The following is a 17,334-nucleotide window of genomic DNA, read 5'->3' on the forward strand; positions in this document are numbered from 1 at the left end:
TTTCAAAATATTAAAAAACTGTTCCATAAAATGCAAAAGTATGTTATCCTTTATTCATAAATTTGACATGTCTGTGTTTACAAACATGTTGGGGGTATAAAGGTGGCGAAGATGAGCAAGAATACCAAGGAACAGGAAATCCCATATTCCTATCTTGTAGATAATATAAAGATACTGTTGATTTTTCTCGTGGTTTTTAACCATATTATTGCATTTCAGCTGGTGAAGGTAGACCAGGTGGTGCGCTTTATCTGGTATGGAATTACGATTTTCCATATGCCGGCGTTTATTTTTATCTCAGGTTATCTGTCCAAGAAGCCTCAGGATGTGCTAAAGAATGTTAAGAATTTATTGATCCCTTACATTCTGGGGTACACGCTTACCTGGGCGTCACAGATCTGGCTGGGGACGAACATGGCTTACGAACTGCTTCGTCCATCCGGAACGGTTATGTGGTATGTGCTTGCATTGTTTGCATACCGTCTGACCATTGAAGCTTTTGGAAAAATCCGGTTTATTGTACCGCTTAGCATTATTTTCGCTTTGTGGGCAGGAACCAGGATGGAGTTCAGCACATTTTTATCCGCTTCCAGAATCGTGGTATTTTTCCCATTCTTTGTGGCAGGATATCTGTGGAAGAGCGAATATACCAAGGTGATCCGTAAGTTTAAAGGGAAGATCGTGGTAGCACTTTTTGTGATCATCCTGTTATTTGTGGCTACTAATTATATGATCGGCAATAACATTCCGGTAGACCTTTTCCGCGGCAATCATTCTTATCTGGCCAGCGGAATGGACAATGTACAGGGAATGGTAGTCAGGGGAATGATGTATCTCATCTCCTTTACCGTGATCTTTGCACTGCTTGCCCTTATGCCGGACAAGCGCCACCCATTTATTTTCCTGGGAAGGAATACAATGGGGATTTACTTTTTCCATTATCCCATCCTGATCCTGATGAATGGACTTATGATCCTGAACATTCCACAGCTTCTGAATGTGTGGGTGCTGTTTGGAATATCGGTACTGTTTGTGCTGATACTAGGAAGCCTTCCGGTGGACTGGATCTACACCAACATCATGGGTCTTATCACATTCATTCTTTTCAAACGTGAGAAGAAGGTGGAAGATGAGGGACTGGAAGACGAGTATGACAATGACGAGGAAGACAGATTTGCAGTATTAGCCCAGCGGCGGATGGCAATTGATGAGCTTGCCGCCATGCTGGATACGGAAGAGAAGGAAGAGCATGAAGAAGGACAGTCCTGAGGGATTGTCTTTCTTTGCTTAAAATGTTATACTAATTATATTTAGGGTTGCTATTTGCAGAATCGTGGTTAAGCTATACCCAAGGGGAGGGGAATGCGAATAGTAATGGATTTGTGTGTTGGCAGGGAGTAATTTTACAGGGGTAAAAAATATGAAGCGAGTGATAACCTACGGAACATTCGATCTGTTCCATGAAGGGCATTATAATATTTTGAAGCGTGCCAAGGCGCTGGGCGATTATCTGATCGTGGGCGTGACCAGCGAGAGCTACGACATTGAGCGCGGGAAGCTGAATGTGCGGGACAGTCTTCTGAAGAGGATTGAGAATGTGCGCCGTACCGGTTTTGCCGACGAGATCATTATTGAGGAATATCAGGGACAGAAGCTCAGTGATATTATTAAATATAAGGTAGATCTTCTTGTACTGGGGTCTGACTGGCGCGGTAAATTCGATTATCTGAAGAACTACTGTGATGTGAAATATCTGGAGCGCACCAAGAATATTTCCAGCACCAAGCTGCGGGGCGAGGGAATCACCTACACAGTCGGTGTGGTTACAGATGACGACAAGGATAATGGTATTGTATGGGAGACAAAATACGTCAGCGGTCTTCATGTAGAATGCGTTTTTTCCGAGAATGAAGAGGCTGCCAAGTCTTTTTGTGATAAATATGAGCTGGATTCCTACTATTGTGTGGGAGCGGATACCAGCGAGTGGGAGCAGGGTTTTGACTGCTTTTTGTCCCAGGTGGATATGGTATATATTAAGACTGCCCAGGAGAAGCGCGAGAAGTACATCCGCAGGTCACTGGAGCAGGGGAAATATGTGATCAGTGATGCGCCTATGGCGGAGAATAAAGAGAAGCTGAAGGAGCTGTTTGCACTGGCTGCGGCACACCATGTTCTTCTTGTGGAGAAGATCAATCTGGTGTATCTGCGGGCGTTTAATCAGCTTGTATGGCAGACACACAGCGCTCTTGTGGGAGATATTGTGTGTGTGAAATGTTCCATTTCCCAGGATCATTTCGAAGGCGGACGAAGCTTTTCCGAGACCGCAGTTCTGCCATTGTGTGCCATCATTAAGATTCTGGGCAAGGATTACCAGGAAGTGAAATCAAATGTAGTGAGGGATAAGTCCGGGAACTGCATTTACGATATGATCACCATGAAGTATCAGGATGCGCTTGCCACGATCGAAATCGGATCCTCAGTAGATGTGGAGGACGAATTTGTTGTAATTGGAACGAAGGGGCGCGTGACCATTCCGGACGACTGGTGGAACACCGGATATTTTGAGGCGAAGATTGACGACAGTAAGGGCTTGAAGCGGTTCTGCTTTAACTTTGAGGGTAACGGACTCCGTTATCTTTTACAGGAACTGCTGATCATGATCAGTGACGAGAGAACGGAATGTACCAGGCTTTTTAATGAAGAATCAGAGACGCTGGCAGACATTCTGGAAATCATAGACCAGAGAGGATAACCAATGACAGAGAAACAGGAACATCTGCTGCAGCTTTTCCGTGAGCTGGATGAAATCTGTAAAGAGAATAATCTGAGATATGTAATGGCGGGAGGTACTGCCATTGGCGTTGTGCGAAATGAGGGCTTTATTCCCTGGGACGACGACGTGGATATCTATATGCCAAGAGACGACTGGAACAAACTGGTGGAGATCTCTGGCTCCGTACTTCCGGAGCACCGCGCCCTTCAGTGCGTGGACGTGGACAGGAATTACACCAACACATTTCCCAGATATGTTGCTACGGACAGCTGTGCCCTGCACAAGCACCAGATCATAGGAAGGGACAGTGCAGGTGAGATCATTGATGTGCTGACTCTGGATCCCATTCCAGCTGATGATAAGGAATATGAGAAATACCGCACCCATATGATGATCTACTCCGAGCTGGTAAATATGGTAGTGGTATATGGTGCCCGCTGGGAAATCCCGGTGACAACCTATCTGCGGTGGCTGTTTTCCTATACCTTTCTGGGAAAAGACCGTACACTGAAGAAACTGGAGAAGATCATGTATTCCTATGAGGAGGCCGACTGTCCACGCTATGCAATGCGCTGGGGAGGCTGTCCGTTCCTTTTTGACAAGGACATGATGTTCCCTGTGAAATATATGAATTTTGAAAACATTAAGGTCATGGTGCCGAACCGGATGAGTGATTATCTGATCTGGCATTATGGAGATGAGTGGTCTTACATTCCCCCTCACGGGGAGAGAGAGTCCCATGACGCGGTTACCGTAGAGGGAATCACGTACAAAGAGCTTCGTGACGATTATCTGCCAGGTATCCGCAAGGGCAAGCTGCGCAGGGATTCTGTGTGGCGCAAGATTTATTCTCTTGCAGGAGCCAAACGCAACCACAGGATGCAGCATAAGCGTAACCTTTTGCTTGCAAAAAGTACGGTGATGGATCTGCAGGCGCGGATTTCTGAGCATCCACAGGGAATTAAGGGGCTTCTGGAAGAACGTGATTTTAAAGAATTAAATGAGATTTTTAACAGATATTTTCAGATACAGTTAAGTGCTCCTTTTATTGGAAGAGAGGACTTTGGCGGTATTTATGCCTTTTATCATCCGGTGCTACTGGATATTAGTGATGAGACCTTCTATGCGGCAATGCTTACTCTGGTTTACACAGAGCGGATCGGCAAGGCATGGCGTATGCTGGTTGTGAAGGAGCAGACAGGAACCCTGCCCTCTGATATGGCACAGCTGAAATCCGACATTGAGCTTTTCAGAAGAGCTGTCTGTGATTATGAGTTTAAACGCTACCAGGAGGCGGAGGATACACTGGCGCCGCTGATGGAGCGCTACCCGGAAGTGCCGGGCTTTGTGAAGTTTAAGAGCCGTTTTCTCATGGAACGTGCCCGCAATGGCATTGATGTGGTGGAAGCGGAGATTTATATGGATGAGGCGCTTCGGATTTTCCCGGAGGACGGCTATTTCCTGAAATATAAGGGAGAGCTTCTCTGGATGAAAGGCAGATGTGCAGATGCACTGGAGCTTTTTGCCCAGGCAAGGGAGAAGACCAATAACGGAATTACCCAGCTGGAGCTGGATAAATTCCTGAATCCTTATGGAAAAGAAACGGTGAAAACCTGCCAGATGCTTTTGGACCATGGACAGAAAGAGGGCGCCATGAAGCTGATGGATCTTTGGTACCGGCTTTTGCCTGATAATCTGCCAGTACGGGAATACTATTATCTGTCCCGGGCAAATGTGGCGAAAACACGTCAGGAGATGGAAGAACTGGTGGAAGAGATCCTGAAGCGGATCGATAAGGAAAATGCTGAAAGTCCTGCGGAGAATAACGATACAGAGATTTATAAGCGTGCACTGACAAGAGCCTGGGAGCGTCTGGGCTATCCGACGGAGCTGGCAAAGGTTCGTACGGATCTGGTTTATGCCAAAGAAATGGATGATCTGGAGTGGCTTGCAGAGCGGGCTAAGGATTGTCAGATCCGCAAGGAAAAGCGTGCACAGGTATATAAAGTGATCGGTGACGTGAGAAGAAAACAGGGCCAGACAGATGCGGCATTTAAGAATTACCAGGAAGCTGTCCGGCAGATGGGAACAGGTTTTGTCCGCACAGAGCTTGCCAGGATTTTCTTTACAGATCTTTATGAAGGAAGCAGAAGAGCGGCTGTTTATGCAAAGGCCGGGGATGCTTCTGATTATCTGGACCAGTGGCTTGGCAGATATGGAAGTGTAGAGGAACTGCAGCAGCTGGTGAAAGAACTTGTGTAGAAAAGACTGAAATATGCACAAATCATGTATTTGCATGATTTCGCGCCAGGTTCCCGGGGTTTCTGTGAACTTCGTTTATAAAAAACACCTCGCAGAATATTACAAGTGAACAGTAACACAAAAATGACTATGAATGGATAGATGGGAGCAGACATAGTTTGAACAGAGAGATTAAGGAAGTTGTGAAGCTTCTGAGTGAAATAGACAAAATATGTAAAAGAGAAGGAATCCCGTATTATCTGGAACCGGAGCTGACTTTGTGCTGTGTTACCGGACAGGAGGTTACCAGCCCTCATGCCGGAGTGGTTTATATGCGCACTGCGGACATGGAGCGCTTCCGCCAGGCTTTTGAAAGAGAGCCGCAGGATGGAAGAATTGTGGAATCCATGAATAATAATAAGCGGTTTTATGGATTTTTCCTTCGTTATACAGATCTTAATACATTATGCTTCCGTCTGAATGAGGGAAGAAACTACAAATATCCCGGTATGGGCGTGGATATCCTGCCTCTTCGTGGAAAACAGCGTTTCCGGCTGGCGCATCTGTGGACAAGAGCCCAGGAGGTTGGCTGGAATGAGCTGGCAGACTACTATGGAGACCGGTGGAGCAAGAAAAGGGCACTTTGCAGAATTGCTATGAGGCTTCGCCTGATCACTGGAAGAGGCCGTCTGGGAAAAAGCCTGTACCGTATGCTTTGCAGGCGGATGAATGTGGAGAACACCCAGGAGTACGTAGTGCGTCTGAAGAAAAAGACGAAATATTTTCCAGTGGAAACCTTTGACGAGACCAGAACCGTGGAGCTTGAGGGGAAGAAATTTCCAGTCCCGGCTGATACCAATACGTATCTGACCAGGTATTATGGGACAGACTATCAGCAGAAGGTGCTGCCGGTCTATACCCCGAAGGTATCGGAGATGGTAAGTGCCCGGATCCGTTATGAGGACTATTTCCAGGAAGTGGGCAGCCAGAAGAGCTTTATCCGGAAGCGTATGCGCACCAGAAAGAAATCCGGACGTGCTGCCAGAACGAAAAAGTATCTGAACTGGAGCTGGAATTATGTAAAATTCTGTGCCTATAAAATTGAGCTTGAGAAGTATTATCTGGATAATAAAGATTATATTATAAATCTGTATAAGAATAAGGACTATCCGGCTCTTGAGAAGGCATTTAAGCCTTATACCAGGGCGACTGTGAAGAGCCTTAAGAATGATGAGATCTTTATTCCTGATGAAGAGATCCAGCATATTTACCTGGATGTGCTGGATAAGGCAGGACGTACCAAGCTGAAGGCGAAGATTGAGAAGTTCTGGAAGTAGAGGCAGGGAGAACCTGTGGAGAATACAGCAGAAAGGCTGAGAATATGAAAGTAACCGATTATATTGTTGAGTTTTTACAGAGAAAGGGTATTCATGATTTCTTTGGCTATCAGGGAACCATGATCGCCCATCTGGTTGATTCTATAGAGAAAAATCCTCACACAAAAAGCCATTCCAGCTACCATGAGCAGGGAGCGGCTTTTGCAGCCTGCGGTTATGCCCAGGCTGGAGAGAGATGCGCCTGTGCCTACGCCACAAGTGGTCCTGGCGCGGCAAACCTGATCTCGGGTATTGCAGATGCTTATTTTGATTCCCTGCCTGTCGTATTCCTGACTGGCCAGCTGAATACCTATGAATACTCAGGGATTCCGGGACTGCGGCAGCAGGGATTTCAGGAGATCGACATTGTGGCGATGGCGAAGCCCGTGACCAAGTATGCGGTACAGATACGGGAAGATGAGGATATTGTAAAAGCGCTGAATAAAGCCTATCACATTGCCAACTCCGGCCGCAAGGGACCGGTGCTCATTGACCTGCCTATGAATATCCAGCGTGGGGATGTGAAGAATCCGGTTTATGACATGAGCCTGGAGGAGATGGGACTGGATCGGGAGTGTGAGAGCAGCCTGGACGCAGCTGCAAACGGCAGCGAAGCGACAGTTAGGGACCTGGAAGTGAAGCCAGCTGCAAACGGAACATTAGATTCTGTGCAACTGGCAGATGGGGAAATCTCACATTGTACAGCTCTGGCAGCGGATGCAATCCGCCAGGCATTGGCAGAAGCCAAGCGTCCTGTGATCATGCTGGGACATGGCGTCAGCGACAAAGCTGTCCGCGACCAGTTATTTACTCTAGCACGCCAGTGGAAGCTCCCGGTGATCACAAGTGTTCTGGAAATGTCAGCCCTGCCATGGGATGATCCGTTGAATTTCGGCTGCATTGGAGGTGCTTACGGACACCGCTATGCAAACATGATCGCAAATGCGAAAAGTGACCTGCTGATCTGCCTTGGCATTTCCCTTTGCACCCGCCAGATCGGTACGAAAGTCCACGAATTTGCGAAAAATGCGAAAATTATACGCGTTGATATTGATGGATATAATTTGCAACGAAACATCCACGAAAATGGAACGGGCGAGATGAAGTTCTGCGCAGATGCGGCAGAAGTGATCCGTTTGCTGGCGGAAAGCACAGGAAATGCAAAATGCGTCAGGGACTTTGCTGAGAAATATGATGGCTCAGCAATCTATGATTTCACTGACTGGCTGGCAGTATGTACAGATATTCGTACTTCTCTGCGCGCAGTAGATGATGTCACCCCGGAGCGCTACCCGAATCGCATGATCGCAGCTTTGAGCGACGCTCTTGCAGATACTTCTGCAGTAGCAGTTGATGTTGGTCAGCACATGGTATGGAGTTATCAGTCTTTTCACAACCAGAAAGATCAGAAGCTTCTTTTCTCCGGCGGACACGGAGCCATGGGCTACGCGCTCCCGGCAGCAATCGGAGCTTATTACGCCACCGACAAGCCAGTAGCCTGCATTTGCGGTGACGGTGCTTTCCAGATGAACATTCAGGAACTGGAGTGGGTAAGACGTGAGAAGCTTCCTATTACCATGATGGTAATGAACAACCACGCCCTGGGAATGATCCGCCACCTCCAGCGAGACTACTTCGAGCAGGTCTACGCTGACACCTCAGAAGGCAGCGGCTTCTCATCCTGCAACTTCGCAGAGGTAGCGAAGGCCTATGGAATCAGCAGCACCTGTATGGCAGCTGATGAGGTTGCCGAAAAAGCATCCACATTTTTACAGGGCACCCAGGCACCGAAGCTCCTTGAAATCCGCCTGGAGCCCGGCACCTTCGCCTACCCCAAGACCTGCCTGGGCGAACCCATCCACAACCAGCAGCCGTATATCCCGAAAGACGTCTACGACAGACTGATGAACTTATAAAACATACTAAATTAAGCATTTAAGAACCAGGTCATTTTCAATAAAAATGTTGAAAGTAAGATCTGGTTCTTGCTATTATAGAAAATAATGAAATTAGCCACATAATACACAGAAAAGAGGACACCCCATGAGCAAAGTAACCATAATCACCGGCGGAACATCTGGAATTGGAAGAGGGATTGCGGAGAAGATTCTGGCGAATTCTGCGCCGGAAGATATTTTATATGTAAGCTACGGACATAACAAAGAACAAGCCGAAAGCTTTCTCCATGCACAATCTGAAGAAAATCAGAAGAAAATCCACCTGATCCAGGCCGACATGTCATCCTATGACGACATGATGAAATTCACCGCCCAGATCAAAGAAGAAACCGGCCACGTAGACTGGCTGGTAAACAACGTAGGAATCAGTACCTACGCCAAATACGAAGACTACACCTTCGAAGAATGGACCAAAATCGTAAACACCAACCTGTCCGTCCCCGTATTCCTTGTAAAAGAACTCCGCCCCATCATGAACGAAGGCGGCAGCATCCTTTTCACAGGCTCCTACGCAGGACAGCAAGCCTATTCCTCCTCCCTGGTATACGGCGTCACCAAATCCGCCATCCACTTCCTCACCAAATCCCTGGTAAAAGAACTGGAACCAAAGCAGATCCGCGTCAACGCCATCGCCCCAGGCTTTATTGAAACCAGCTGGCATAAGAACCGCACCCCGGAAAGCTATGAGCGCATTAACCGCAAGATTGCCCTCCACCGTTTCGGCGAAATCTCCGAAGTTGCAGACATGGCATATGAAATTCTGAAAAATGGCTATATGAACGGCAGTATCGTAGATATCCACGGCGGATACGACTATTTTTAATTGATTTAAGAAGAATAGTGTGCTAAAGTATTGATATAGCTGTGCGAAAGTGAGGAAAAAACATTGCACAAAAGTGATGAAAAATACCAGGCTTACGTAAAAATCCTGGAAGAAGAGCTGATCCCGGCTATGGGGTGCACCGAACCCATCGCCATTGCCTATGCAGGCGCTGTGGCAAGGAAAACCCTGGGTCATCTGCCCGATCAGCTGGATATTAAAGTAAGCGGAAACATAATCAAAAACGTAAAAAGCGTCATCGTTCCAAACACAGGAGGCATGCGTGGAATTGCAGCTGCCCTTTGTGCAGGCGTGATCGCAGGTGACGCAGAAGCACTCCTTGAAGTAATCGCAGGAGTAACACCCAGCCAGAAAGAAGAAATCAAAACCTACATGGACCAGGTAACGCCAAAGATCACCCCAGCGTCTACCGGCCATGTATTTGAAATCGACCTGACCGTATCCAAAGGCGCTGAAAATGCCCGTGTCCGCATTGTAGACACCCACACCAATATCATCCTCATCGAGAAAAATGGCCAGTCCCTTTTCCAGAAAGATGTCTGTTCTGATGAGAAAGAGAAAAAGACCGACCACTCTATATTAAATATAGAAGACATTATTGATTTCGCCAACACTGTGGACACAGAAGACGTAAAGGATGTGCTGGAGCGCCAGATCCACTACAATATGGCCATTTCCGAGGAAGGCCTTCGTGGAAACTACGGAGCCAACATTGGAAAAGTACTTCTCCACACCTACGGCGACAACATTAAGATCCGTGCCAGAGCCAAGGCAGCAGCAGGCTCTGATGCCAGAATGAACGGCTGCGAGCTCCCTGTTGTGATCAACTCTGGAAGCGGTAACCAGGGCATGACAGCCAGCATTCCGGTAATCGAATTTGCAAAAGAGCTGCAAGTCTCCCATGATAAAATGCTTCGGGCGCTGGTACTTTCCAATCTTGTGACCATTCATCTGAAAACCGGGATCGGAACCCTTTCCGCTTATTGCGGCGCAGTCAGTGCGGGCTGTGGAAGCGGTGCCGGAATTGCCTATCTCTACGGCGGTGATTATGAGGTAATTGCACATACAATCGTGAATTCCCTGGCAATTGTTTCCGGAATCATCTGCGATGGCGCGAAAGCCTCCTGCGCAGCCAAGATTTCCGCTGCAGTTGACGCCGGGATCATGGGCTATGAAATGTATATTCAGGGCCAGCAGTTCTATGGCGGAGACGGTATCGTTACCCATGGTGTGGAAAACACCATCCGGAACGTAGGTCATCTGGCAAAAGACGGCATGTGCGAGACCGACAAAGAGATCATCCGCATCATGGTTGGAAAAGGAGATGAAGAGAAAACACTATGAGATTGAAATACATATTAAAAAGAATACTGATTGCCATTCCCACGTTTTTCGGAATCACCATACTGGCGTATTTCATTTTGAACATGGCACCAGGTTCCCCGTTGGATGCACTTCTGGCGGATCCGGGAATTACCCCGGCGGAGCTGGAGCGTAAGAGAGTGGCACTGGGACTGGACCAGCCTGTGATCATCCAGTATTTTACCTGGCTGAAGCAGCTGCTTACAGGAAATCTGGGCTTCTCCTACAGCACCCAGAGACCGGTTGCAACCATGATACTGGAGAGGCTTCCAGCTACTGCGATCCTGGCAGCCAGCTCCATTGTACTATCCCTGATCGTATCCATTCCACTTGGAATTTTTGCAGCATCCAAGCCAAATTCCGGAAGAGACTATTTCTCCGGCGGACTTTCCATGCTGATGATGGCAACCCCGAACTTTTTCGTTGGTCTGGTATTCATTTACCTGTTTGCCATTGTATTTCAGATTCTGCCATCTGGCGGAATGTACAGCTCCAGTGGTGTGCACACTTTTGGAGATCTGATGAAGCATATGATCCTGCCCTGTCTGGTACTTTCCTTCCAGCAGATCGGAGGGTGGGTACGGCATATGCGAAGCAGTATGCTTGAGGTTATGCAGGACGATTACATCCGTACTGCCAAGTCGAAAGGCCTTGGCAAATGGAAGGTAATTATGAAGCATGCCCTGAAAAACGCCCTTACGCCGGTTGTCACAGTTGTGGGAATGTCCATTCCTTCTATTGTTGGCGGTGCGGTAGTAACCGAGCAGGTTTTCGGATGGCCGGGAATTGGTTCTTTAATGGTAACGGCCATTAACGGACGGGATTATCCGGTAATCATGGGAATCACCGTTATGATCGCTGCAGCAGTTTTGATCGCAAACATCCTGACTGACGTGGCATACGGAATCCTGGATCCGAGAATCAGCTATAAATAAGGGAGGATAGGACACAAAAAATGAAAAAACAGAAAAACGAAAACGTAAGCTATCTTTCCGAGGTACTTGATAAACTGAAAGAGCACAAAATGGCTATGGCAGGTCTGGTGGTTCTGATTGTGGAAATCCTTATGGTGGTTTTCCTTCCCATGATCCTGAATCTGGACCCTTACACCTCAGACTACACAGCCTTTTCCGCAGCGCCGGGAGGGACGCATATCCTTGGAACAGATGCCATCGGACGTGATGTTTTTGCCCGTCTGATGTATGGAGGAAGAACCTCTTTGCTGGTTGGATTCCTTTCCACGCTGATTAGCTGTGCCATTGGTGTTCCTCTTGGACTGGTTGCCGGCTATGCCAGAGGAAAGGCTGAAGCGATCATTATGCGAATTGCAGATATTTTTATGTCTTTCCCGTCAATAGTGCTGATCCTGGTACTGGTTGCAGTTCTTGGACCGTCTGTCTGGTCTGTAACCTGCGTGATCGGTGTGCTTGGCTGGACACAGTTCGCCAGACTGATCTATGCGAATGTACTTTCCGTATCTGAGAAAGATTATGTAGAATCTGCAAGAGCAATTGGAACATCCAATTTCAAGATCGTGACAAAATATGTTTTGCCAAACTCTTTTGCCCCGATCCTGATTGCGATCACATTCCAGATGGCGAGCGCCATTCTTTCCGAATCATCCTTAAGCTTCCTTGGTATGGGTGTACAGCCGCCGGGAGCAAGCTGGGGAAATATGCTCTACGACGCACAGTCCATCACTGTGCTTTCCCAGAAGCTATGGATCTGGTTTCCGCCGGGACTTGCACTTCTGGTTACTGTGTTAAGTATTAATTTCCTGGGAGACGGCATCCGCGATGCCTTAGACCCGAAGATTAAGCTGTAATGTCGCAGGACTCTTAAGGCCTTACAACAAGGCTGGATGGTCCGTTGACATAAAATTGGTCCAGGGAGTTTTTTTCTGGATGGATCCATCTTACAAAGTCTGTCTGGGAAAAAGAAAATATCCCCGACAAAGGAACAAAAGGAGGAGAACTATGAAATTCAACATGAAAAAAGCAGCCGCACTTCTGCTTGCCGGCTCTATGGTTGCAGCAACCGCTGTTCCGGCAGCTGCTGAGGCAGAAGAAAAAGTGGTAACAGCTGCCATGGACCAGTCATGGGACACCATGATGCCGCTGAACACCACCAGCAACTACACCCGTTTTATCTGTGACCAGATCTATGACCGTCTGACACAGACAAACGCAGATGGTTCCATCGAGGGACGTCTTGCTGAGTCCTGGACGGTAAACGATGCCAGCGACGCTGTAACCTTTAAGCTTCACGAGGATGCAGTCTGGTCTGACGGTGAGCCTGTTACAGCAGAGGACGTTGTATTCAGCTACCAGATGTATTCTGATCCTTCTGTAGAGGCAAAGAGCCGCTATCACCTGGAGTATATTGCAGGTGTTGACGAATCCGGCGCAGAGCTTTCCGAGGACTCTATCGAGGTAACTGCAGACAGCGATTACGAAGTAACCTTCAAGTTAAAAGAAGCAATGTATCCGGATACTTTCCTTCAGGATATCGACACTGTTTTCATCATCCCGAAGCATGTATTTGAGGGAAAAACAGCAGAAGAGATCAACGCTCCTGATCTTTGGGCAAATCCGGTAGGATCTGGCCCATTCATCTATGACAGCGAGATCAACGGCGAGCGTATGGAGTTCACAAAGAACGAAAACTACTATCTTGGAACTCCGAACATTGACCGTCTCATCATCCGTGTGGTACCGTCCGCAAACGTTCTTTCCGGTCTTATGAACGGTGAGCTTGACATAATCGGATACGGATCCGTACTCACTGACGACTGGGAAACAGCCAAAGCACAGGACAACCTGGTAACAGAGTCTGTTCCAACAACTTCCTATTCCACTCTGATCTTCAATACTCAGAAGGAGTATCTGACACAGGAAGTTCGTCAGGCCCTGAATATGGCAATCAACCGTGACGTACTGGTAAATGGTCTTCTCATGGGAGAGGGAACCCCGATCATGACTCCGATCGCACCAGTAAGCCCATATTATAACGACAAAGTTCAGGTTCAGTACGATCCTGAAAAAGCAAAAGAGATGCTTGCAGAAGCAGGCTTCCCGGCTGGTCAGACACTGAAATTCTTCATCTCCTCCGGAAACAGCATTACCGAGAGATGTGCAGCCCTGATCGTACAGGATTTTGCAAATGTTGGCGTAAACGTAGAGATCGAGCAGATGGACTTTGCAACTCTGATGAGCCGTATGCTGGATGGCGAGCATGACCTTGGAATCATCGGTTCCGGCGGAACTCTTGACCCAAGTGAGAGCCGTGAAATGATCTACCCAGGCAGCTCCTGTAACTTCTGCCAGCTTCAGGACACAGAGCTTTCTGACCTGATCGACAAAGGAAACGCAGAGCTTACTTTTGAAGCAAGAAAACCATACTTCGATGAGTATCAGGAAAAAGTTGTGGAAAAAGCAGCTATGGGTTACTTATATACAAAGAACCTTCTCACCGCTTACAACAAGAGCATGAAGAACCTGAATGTTGCAGACTTCAACGGTCTGAACTGGTCTTCCTGGGAGTGGGATAAAGAGTAATTAGAAACAATGCGGGGCAGGTCATATGCCTGCTCCACGCGATGATACTGGGGAAAAGGGCGGAGCCCAGATAGGGCTCTAGCTCCTGGAACCCGCCAGGTATGAGAAGATATGTTTGAAGTTGCTTCTCGTGTCTGGCGGATTTCAGGAACTGAATGTGCAGTTCATAGATAATCAGTCAGCGGTGTTTTCACCGCTTTCACAGTAATATAAAAAAGGAGTACAGTTATGGCATCTTTACTTTCAGTAGAGAATTTACAAGTACAGTTTCAGACAAAAAAAGGCATCAACACCGCCGTTGACGGCGTAAGCTTTTCTATAGAAAAAGGCAGGATCCTTGGAATCGTAGGGGAGTCTGGATGTGGAAAAAGTGTCACTTCCATGTCCATCCTTCAGCTTCTTAGCAGCAACGCCCGGATCTCCGGCGGCAGCATCAAGCTGGATGGAAAAGAGCTGGTAGGGCTTCCGGAGAAGGAGATGTGCAAGATCCGTGGAAACGATATCGCCATGATCTTCCAGGACCCAATGACTGCCCTGAACCCCACACTGACTATCGGCAACCAGCTGATGGAGCCTATTATGCTCCACCAGAACTGCGGCAAAAAGGAAGCCTGGACAAGAGCTGTTGACGTGCTGAAACAAGTTGGAATCGCAGCACCTGAGAAAAGAATGAAGGAATATCCCCACCAGCTTTCCGGCGGTATGCGCCAGCGTGTGATGATCGCCATGGCCGTATCCTGTGAGCCAAGGCTCCTTATCGCAGACGAGCCGACTACCGCCCTGGATGTAACCATTCAGGCACAGATCCTGGAGCTGATGTGCGAGCTTCGTGAAAAAATGGGAACTGCCATTATGCTGATCACCCATGATATGGGTGTAGTTGCCGAAACTGCAGATGATGTGCTTGTTCTTTACGCGGGAAAAGCAGTAGAATACGGAAATATTGAGGACATTTTCGAAAGACCGAAGCATCCTTACACACAGGGACTTCTGAACTCCATCCCCCGTCTTGACGAGGATGTGGAAATGCTGAATACCATCGAGGGTACCGTCCCGGCACCAGATGCCATGCCTGCAGGCTGCAGATTTGCCCCCAGATGTCCTTACGGAACAGACCGCTGCATGAAAGAAAAACCAGGCGTTTACCATGCTGAAAATTCTCTGGTAAGCTGCTTCAGATACGAGGGTGAGAAATAATGAGCGAGAACAGTACTATTTTGTTGGAAACAAAAGATTTATCCAAATATTTTACGGCGAAAAAAGGTCTTCTAAACCGTCAGCCATCTGTGGTAAAAGCAGTTGACCATGTGAGCCTTTCTGTGAAAAAGGGCGAGACTCTGGGACTTGTTGGTGAGTCCGGTTGCGGAAAATCCACTCTGGGAAGAACCATCCTACGTCTGATCCCGGCCACAGAGGGCCAGGTTTTGTACAACGGGGAAGATATCCTCACTTATGATAAGAAGAAAATGTGGGAAATGCGCCGGAAGCTGCAGATCATTTTCCAGGATCCATACAGCTCCCTGAACCCGAGAATGACCGTCTATGATCTGATCAGTGCACCTCTTGAGGTATACAAGATCGGCACAAAGGAAGAGCGCAGGGAAATGGTAGAAGAGATCCTCCAGGAGGTTGGTCTTGATAAACAGTACCTGAATCGTTTTCCCCACGAGTTTTCCGGCGGTCAGAGACAGAGAATCGGAATCGCAAGGGCACTGATCCTGAATCCGGAATTTGTTGTCTGTGATGAGGCGGTTTCCGCATTGGATGTATCTGTCCGGGCACAGGTTCTGAACCTTATGAGAAATATGCAGCAGAAGAAAAATCTGACTTACTTGTTTATTTCACATGACCTGAGCGTGGTACGTCACATCAGCGACCGTATTGCGGTTATGTATCTTGGAAGCGTGGCAGAGGTTGCGGAGAAAGCCCAGCTTTATTCCAACCCTATGCATCCCTACACCAAGGCGCTTCTTTCCGCAATCCCACTTCCAGATGTGAAAAAGAAACGTCAGCGTATCATCCTGGAGGGAGACGTGCCAAGTGCTTACAATCCGCCATCCGGATGTAAATTCCACACCCGCTGTCCTTACGCCACAGACCGCTGCAAGGAGGAGATTCCGGTGCTGCAGGAAGTAGAAAAAGGGCACAAGGTAGCCTGTCACAGGGCGTTAGAAATTCTTTAAATGATTTTGTATAGGAAGGTTGCTGTTCTGGCTTGAGCGGCGACCTTTTTTATTGTTCAGGAATTTGACTAATATAGTTTGATTTGTTATTACTATATTGCAAAAGTGTACGAAATAAGTTAAAATAATAAAATAGTTATGAAGGATTGTGTTGCTGGTCGCGGCGCGGTCAGTAACACTACCGTACGAAACCTGTAGACAAGAAAACAAAAGAGTGTGGAGGATACCATCATATGAAAAACAAATTATGGAAAATGCTGCTTTTAAACGGAGTCCTGGCTTCTTCAATGGTAGTTACAGCCGGAGCACCAGTAAGTGTTCTTGCTGCGGACAGCGAAGAAGAGACAACCGATTCTGACAGCGGGGAAGACTTGCAGGTCCTTTTTGACCAGTCTGTAGAAGATGCCATGATCATTGATGACAACGAAATCCTTCCTGTAGTAAGCCTGGATGAGGGACAGCCCTATGCCGTCTATGATGAGGAAGGCAGAATTCTTCTTTGCTCTTTCCATAAATATCCGGACAGCTACCCGGATGGAGCGGATGTGAAGCTGGAGTGGGGAAATGTATGGACCTTCACCGGCGGTGAGCTGGAAGACTGGTACCAGAAGAACAAGGACGGCGTCACTGACTGGGCCACAAGACTGCGGGAGCTGATCGGCCTGCGCCCGGACAATGAATCCAATTATTTCACAGCAATGTGGGCGAAGCCGGAAGACGTATTCCGCCCGGCCTACGTTACGGACATTGGAACTGTAGAAATGACAGACTCCTTCGCTGGGGATGTGGATGCAGACTATAAAGAATGGTTTGATGCCAATATCATTTCCAGCTATTTTGACGGAGCATATCCATGGACAAGACTGGGTTACACCTACGACTGGGCAGACAATGGAAGCGAGTATGGCCTGTCTGAGTTCATTATCAAACAGGACAGTGACGTGAAAGTTGCCTATACCGTCACCCTGGACGAGATGCTGGAAAAACTGGAAAACAACACCTGGAATCCGCAGGCTGAATAAGAAAAACACAATACCGGTTCT

The 17,334-nt window shown here is 47.7% G+C and carries 13 protein-coding genes; all 13 read left to right on the plus strand.

Features of this window, described 5'->3' with window-relative positions; translation table 11 throughout:
• Window positions 1-111: 111 nt before the first annotated feature.
• The 13 genes from ACTQ50_RS09595 to ACTQ50_RS09655 all read left to right on the plus strand — a co-directional run bounded on the left by ACTQ50_RS09595 (window position 112) and on the right by ACTQ50_RS09655 (window position 17,313).
• Entirely contained in the window at window positions 112-1,269 is a 1,158-nt protein-coding gene (locus ACTQ50_RS09595; protein ID WP_441484003.1) for an acyltransferase family protein, read from the plus strand.
• A 151-nt stretch (window positions 1,270-1,420) separates the two neighbouring features.
• The gene (locus tag ACTQ50_RS09600; protein WP_441484004.1) at window positions 1,421-2,752 is read left to right on the plus strand and encodes an adenylyltransferase/cytidyltransferase family protein; all 1,332 of its coding nucleotides are present in this window, start codon (window positions 1,421-1,423) and stop codon (window positions 2,750-2,752) included.
• A 3-nt stretch (window positions 2,753-2,755) separates the two neighbouring features.
• Window positions 2,756-5,035, plus strand: a complete 2,280-nt coding sequence (locus ACTQ50_RS09605; protein ID WP_441484005.1) for a LicD family protein — start codon at window positions 2,756-2,758, stop codon at window positions 5,033-5,035.
• Between the two features lie 158 nt (window positions 5,036-5,193).
• The gene (locus ACTQ50_RS09610) at window positions 5,194-6,351 is read left to right on the plus strand and encodes a LicD family protein (protein WP_441484006.1); all 1,158 of its coding nucleotides are present in this window, start codon (window positions 5,194-5,196) and stop codon (window positions 6,349-6,351) included.
• 44 nt (window positions 6,352-6,395) lie between these two features.
• Window positions 6,396-8,306, plus strand: coding sequence for a thiamine pyrophosphate-binding protein (locus ACTQ50_RS09615; protein WP_441484007.1), 1,911 nt, complete (start codon window positions 6,396-6,398; stop codon window positions 8,304-8,306).
• Window positions 8,307-8,433: 127 nt separating this feature from the next.
• Entirely contained in the window at window positions 8,434-9,171 is a 738-nt protein-coding gene (locus ACTQ50_RS09620) for an SDR family NAD(P)-dependent oxidoreductase (protein ID WP_441484008.1), read from the plus strand.
• A 63-nt stretch (window positions 9,172-9,234) separates the two neighbouring features.
• The gene (locus ACTQ50_RS09625) at window positions 9,235-10,533 is read left to right on the plus strand and encodes an L-cysteine desulfidase family protein (protein ID WP_226821618.1); all 1,299 of its coding nucleotides are present in this window, start codon (window positions 9,235-9,237) and stop codon (window positions 10,531-10,533) included.
• On the plus strand, window positions 10,530-11,486 hold the full coding sequence (locus tag ACTQ50_RS09630) for an ABC transporter permease (protein ID WP_226821620.1): 957 nt from the start codon (window positions 10,530-10,532) through the stop codon (window positions 11,484-11,486). Before ACTQ50_RS09625 ends, ACTQ50_RS09630 begins: the two co-directional genes overlap by 4 nt.
• Before the next feature lie 20 nt (window positions 11,487-11,506).
• On the plus strand, window positions 11,507-12,376 hold the full coding sequence (locus tag ACTQ50_RS09635) for an ABC transporter permease (protein ID WP_441484009.1): 870 nt from the start codon (window positions 11,507-11,509) through the stop codon (window positions 12,374-12,376).
• A gap of 151 nt (window positions 12,377-12,527) precedes the next feature.
• Window positions 12,528-14,108, plus strand: a complete 1,581-nt coding sequence (locus ACTQ50_RS09640; RefSeq protein WP_441484010.1) for an ABC transporter substrate-binding protein — start codon at window positions 12,528-12,530, stop codon at window positions 14,106-14,108.
• A gap of 228 nt (window positions 14,109-14,336) precedes the next feature.
• A complete protein-coding gene (locus ACTQ50_RS09645) occupies window positions 14,337-15,305 on the plus strand; it encodes an ABC transporter ATP-binding protein (RefSeq protein WP_441484011.1) in 969 nt (322 codons plus the stop codon).
• Window positions 15,305-16,291, plus strand: coding sequence for an ABC transporter ATP-binding protein (locus tag ACTQ50_RS09650; RefSeq protein ID WP_441484012.1), 987 nt, complete (start codon window positions 15,305-15,307; stop codon window positions 16,289-16,291). Before ACTQ50_RS09645 ends, ACTQ50_RS09650 begins: the two co-directional genes overlap by 1 nt.
• A 233-nt stretch (window positions 16,292-16,524) precedes the next feature.
• On the plus strand, window positions 16,525-17,313 hold the full coding sequence (locus ACTQ50_RS09655; protein WP_441484013.1) for a hypothetical protein: 789 nt from the start codon (window positions 16,525-16,527) through the stop codon (window positions 17,311-17,313).
• Window positions 17,314-17,334: the final 21 nt, after the last annotated feature.

Source organism: Blautia sp. Sow4_E7 (assembly GCF_052116245.1).
Classification (GTDB): Bacteria; Bacillota; Clostridia; order Lachnospirales; family Lachnospiraceae; genus Blautia_A.

Bases quoted from the DNA above. Each gene is read 5' to 3' on its own strand.
- ACTQ50_RS09640 (WP_441484010.1), top strand. From the start codon at position 12,528: ATGAAATTCAACATGAAAAAAGCAGCCGCACTTCTGCTTGCCGGCTCT.
- ACTQ50_RS09600 (WP_441484004.1), top strand. From the start codon at position 1,421: ATGAAGCGAGTGATAACCTACGGAACATTCGATCTGTTCCATGAAGGG.
- ACTQ50_RS09655 (WP_441484013.1), top strand. From the start codon at position 16,525: ATGAAAAACAAATTATGGAAAATGCTGCTTTTAAACGGAGTCCTGGCT.
- ACTQ50_RS09630 (WP_226821620.1), top strand. From the start codon at position 10,530: ATGAGATTGAAATACATATTAAAAAGAATACTGATTGCCATTCCCACG.
- ACTQ50_RS09645 (WP_441484011.1), top strand. From the start codon at position 14,337: ATGGCATCTTTACTTTCAGTAGAGAATTTACAAGTACAGTTTCAGACA.
- ACTQ50_RS09615 (WP_441484007.1), top strand. From the start codon at position 6,396: ATGAAAGTAACCGATTATATTGTTGAGTTTTTACAGAGAAAGGGTATT.
- ACTQ50_RS09650 (WP_441484012.1), top strand. From the start codon at position 15,305: ATGAGCGAGAACAGTACTATTTTGTTGGAAACAAAAGATTTATCCAAA.
- ACTQ50_RS09620 (WP_441484008.1), top strand. From the start codon at position 8,434: ATGAGCAAAGTAACCATAATCACCGGCGGAACATCTGGAATTGGAAGA.
- ACTQ50_RS09605 (WP_441484005.1), top strand. From the start codon at position 2,756: ATGACAGAGAAACAGGAACATCTGCTGCAGCTTTTCCGTGAGCTGGAT.
- ACTQ50_RS09595 (WP_441484003.1), top strand. From the start codon at position 112: ATGAGCAAGAATACCAAGGAACAGGAAATCCCATATTCCTATCTTGTA.
- ACTQ50_RS09635 (WP_441484009.1), top strand. From the start codon at position 11,507: ATGAAAAAACAGAAAAACGAAAACGTAAGCTATCTTTCCGAGGTACTT.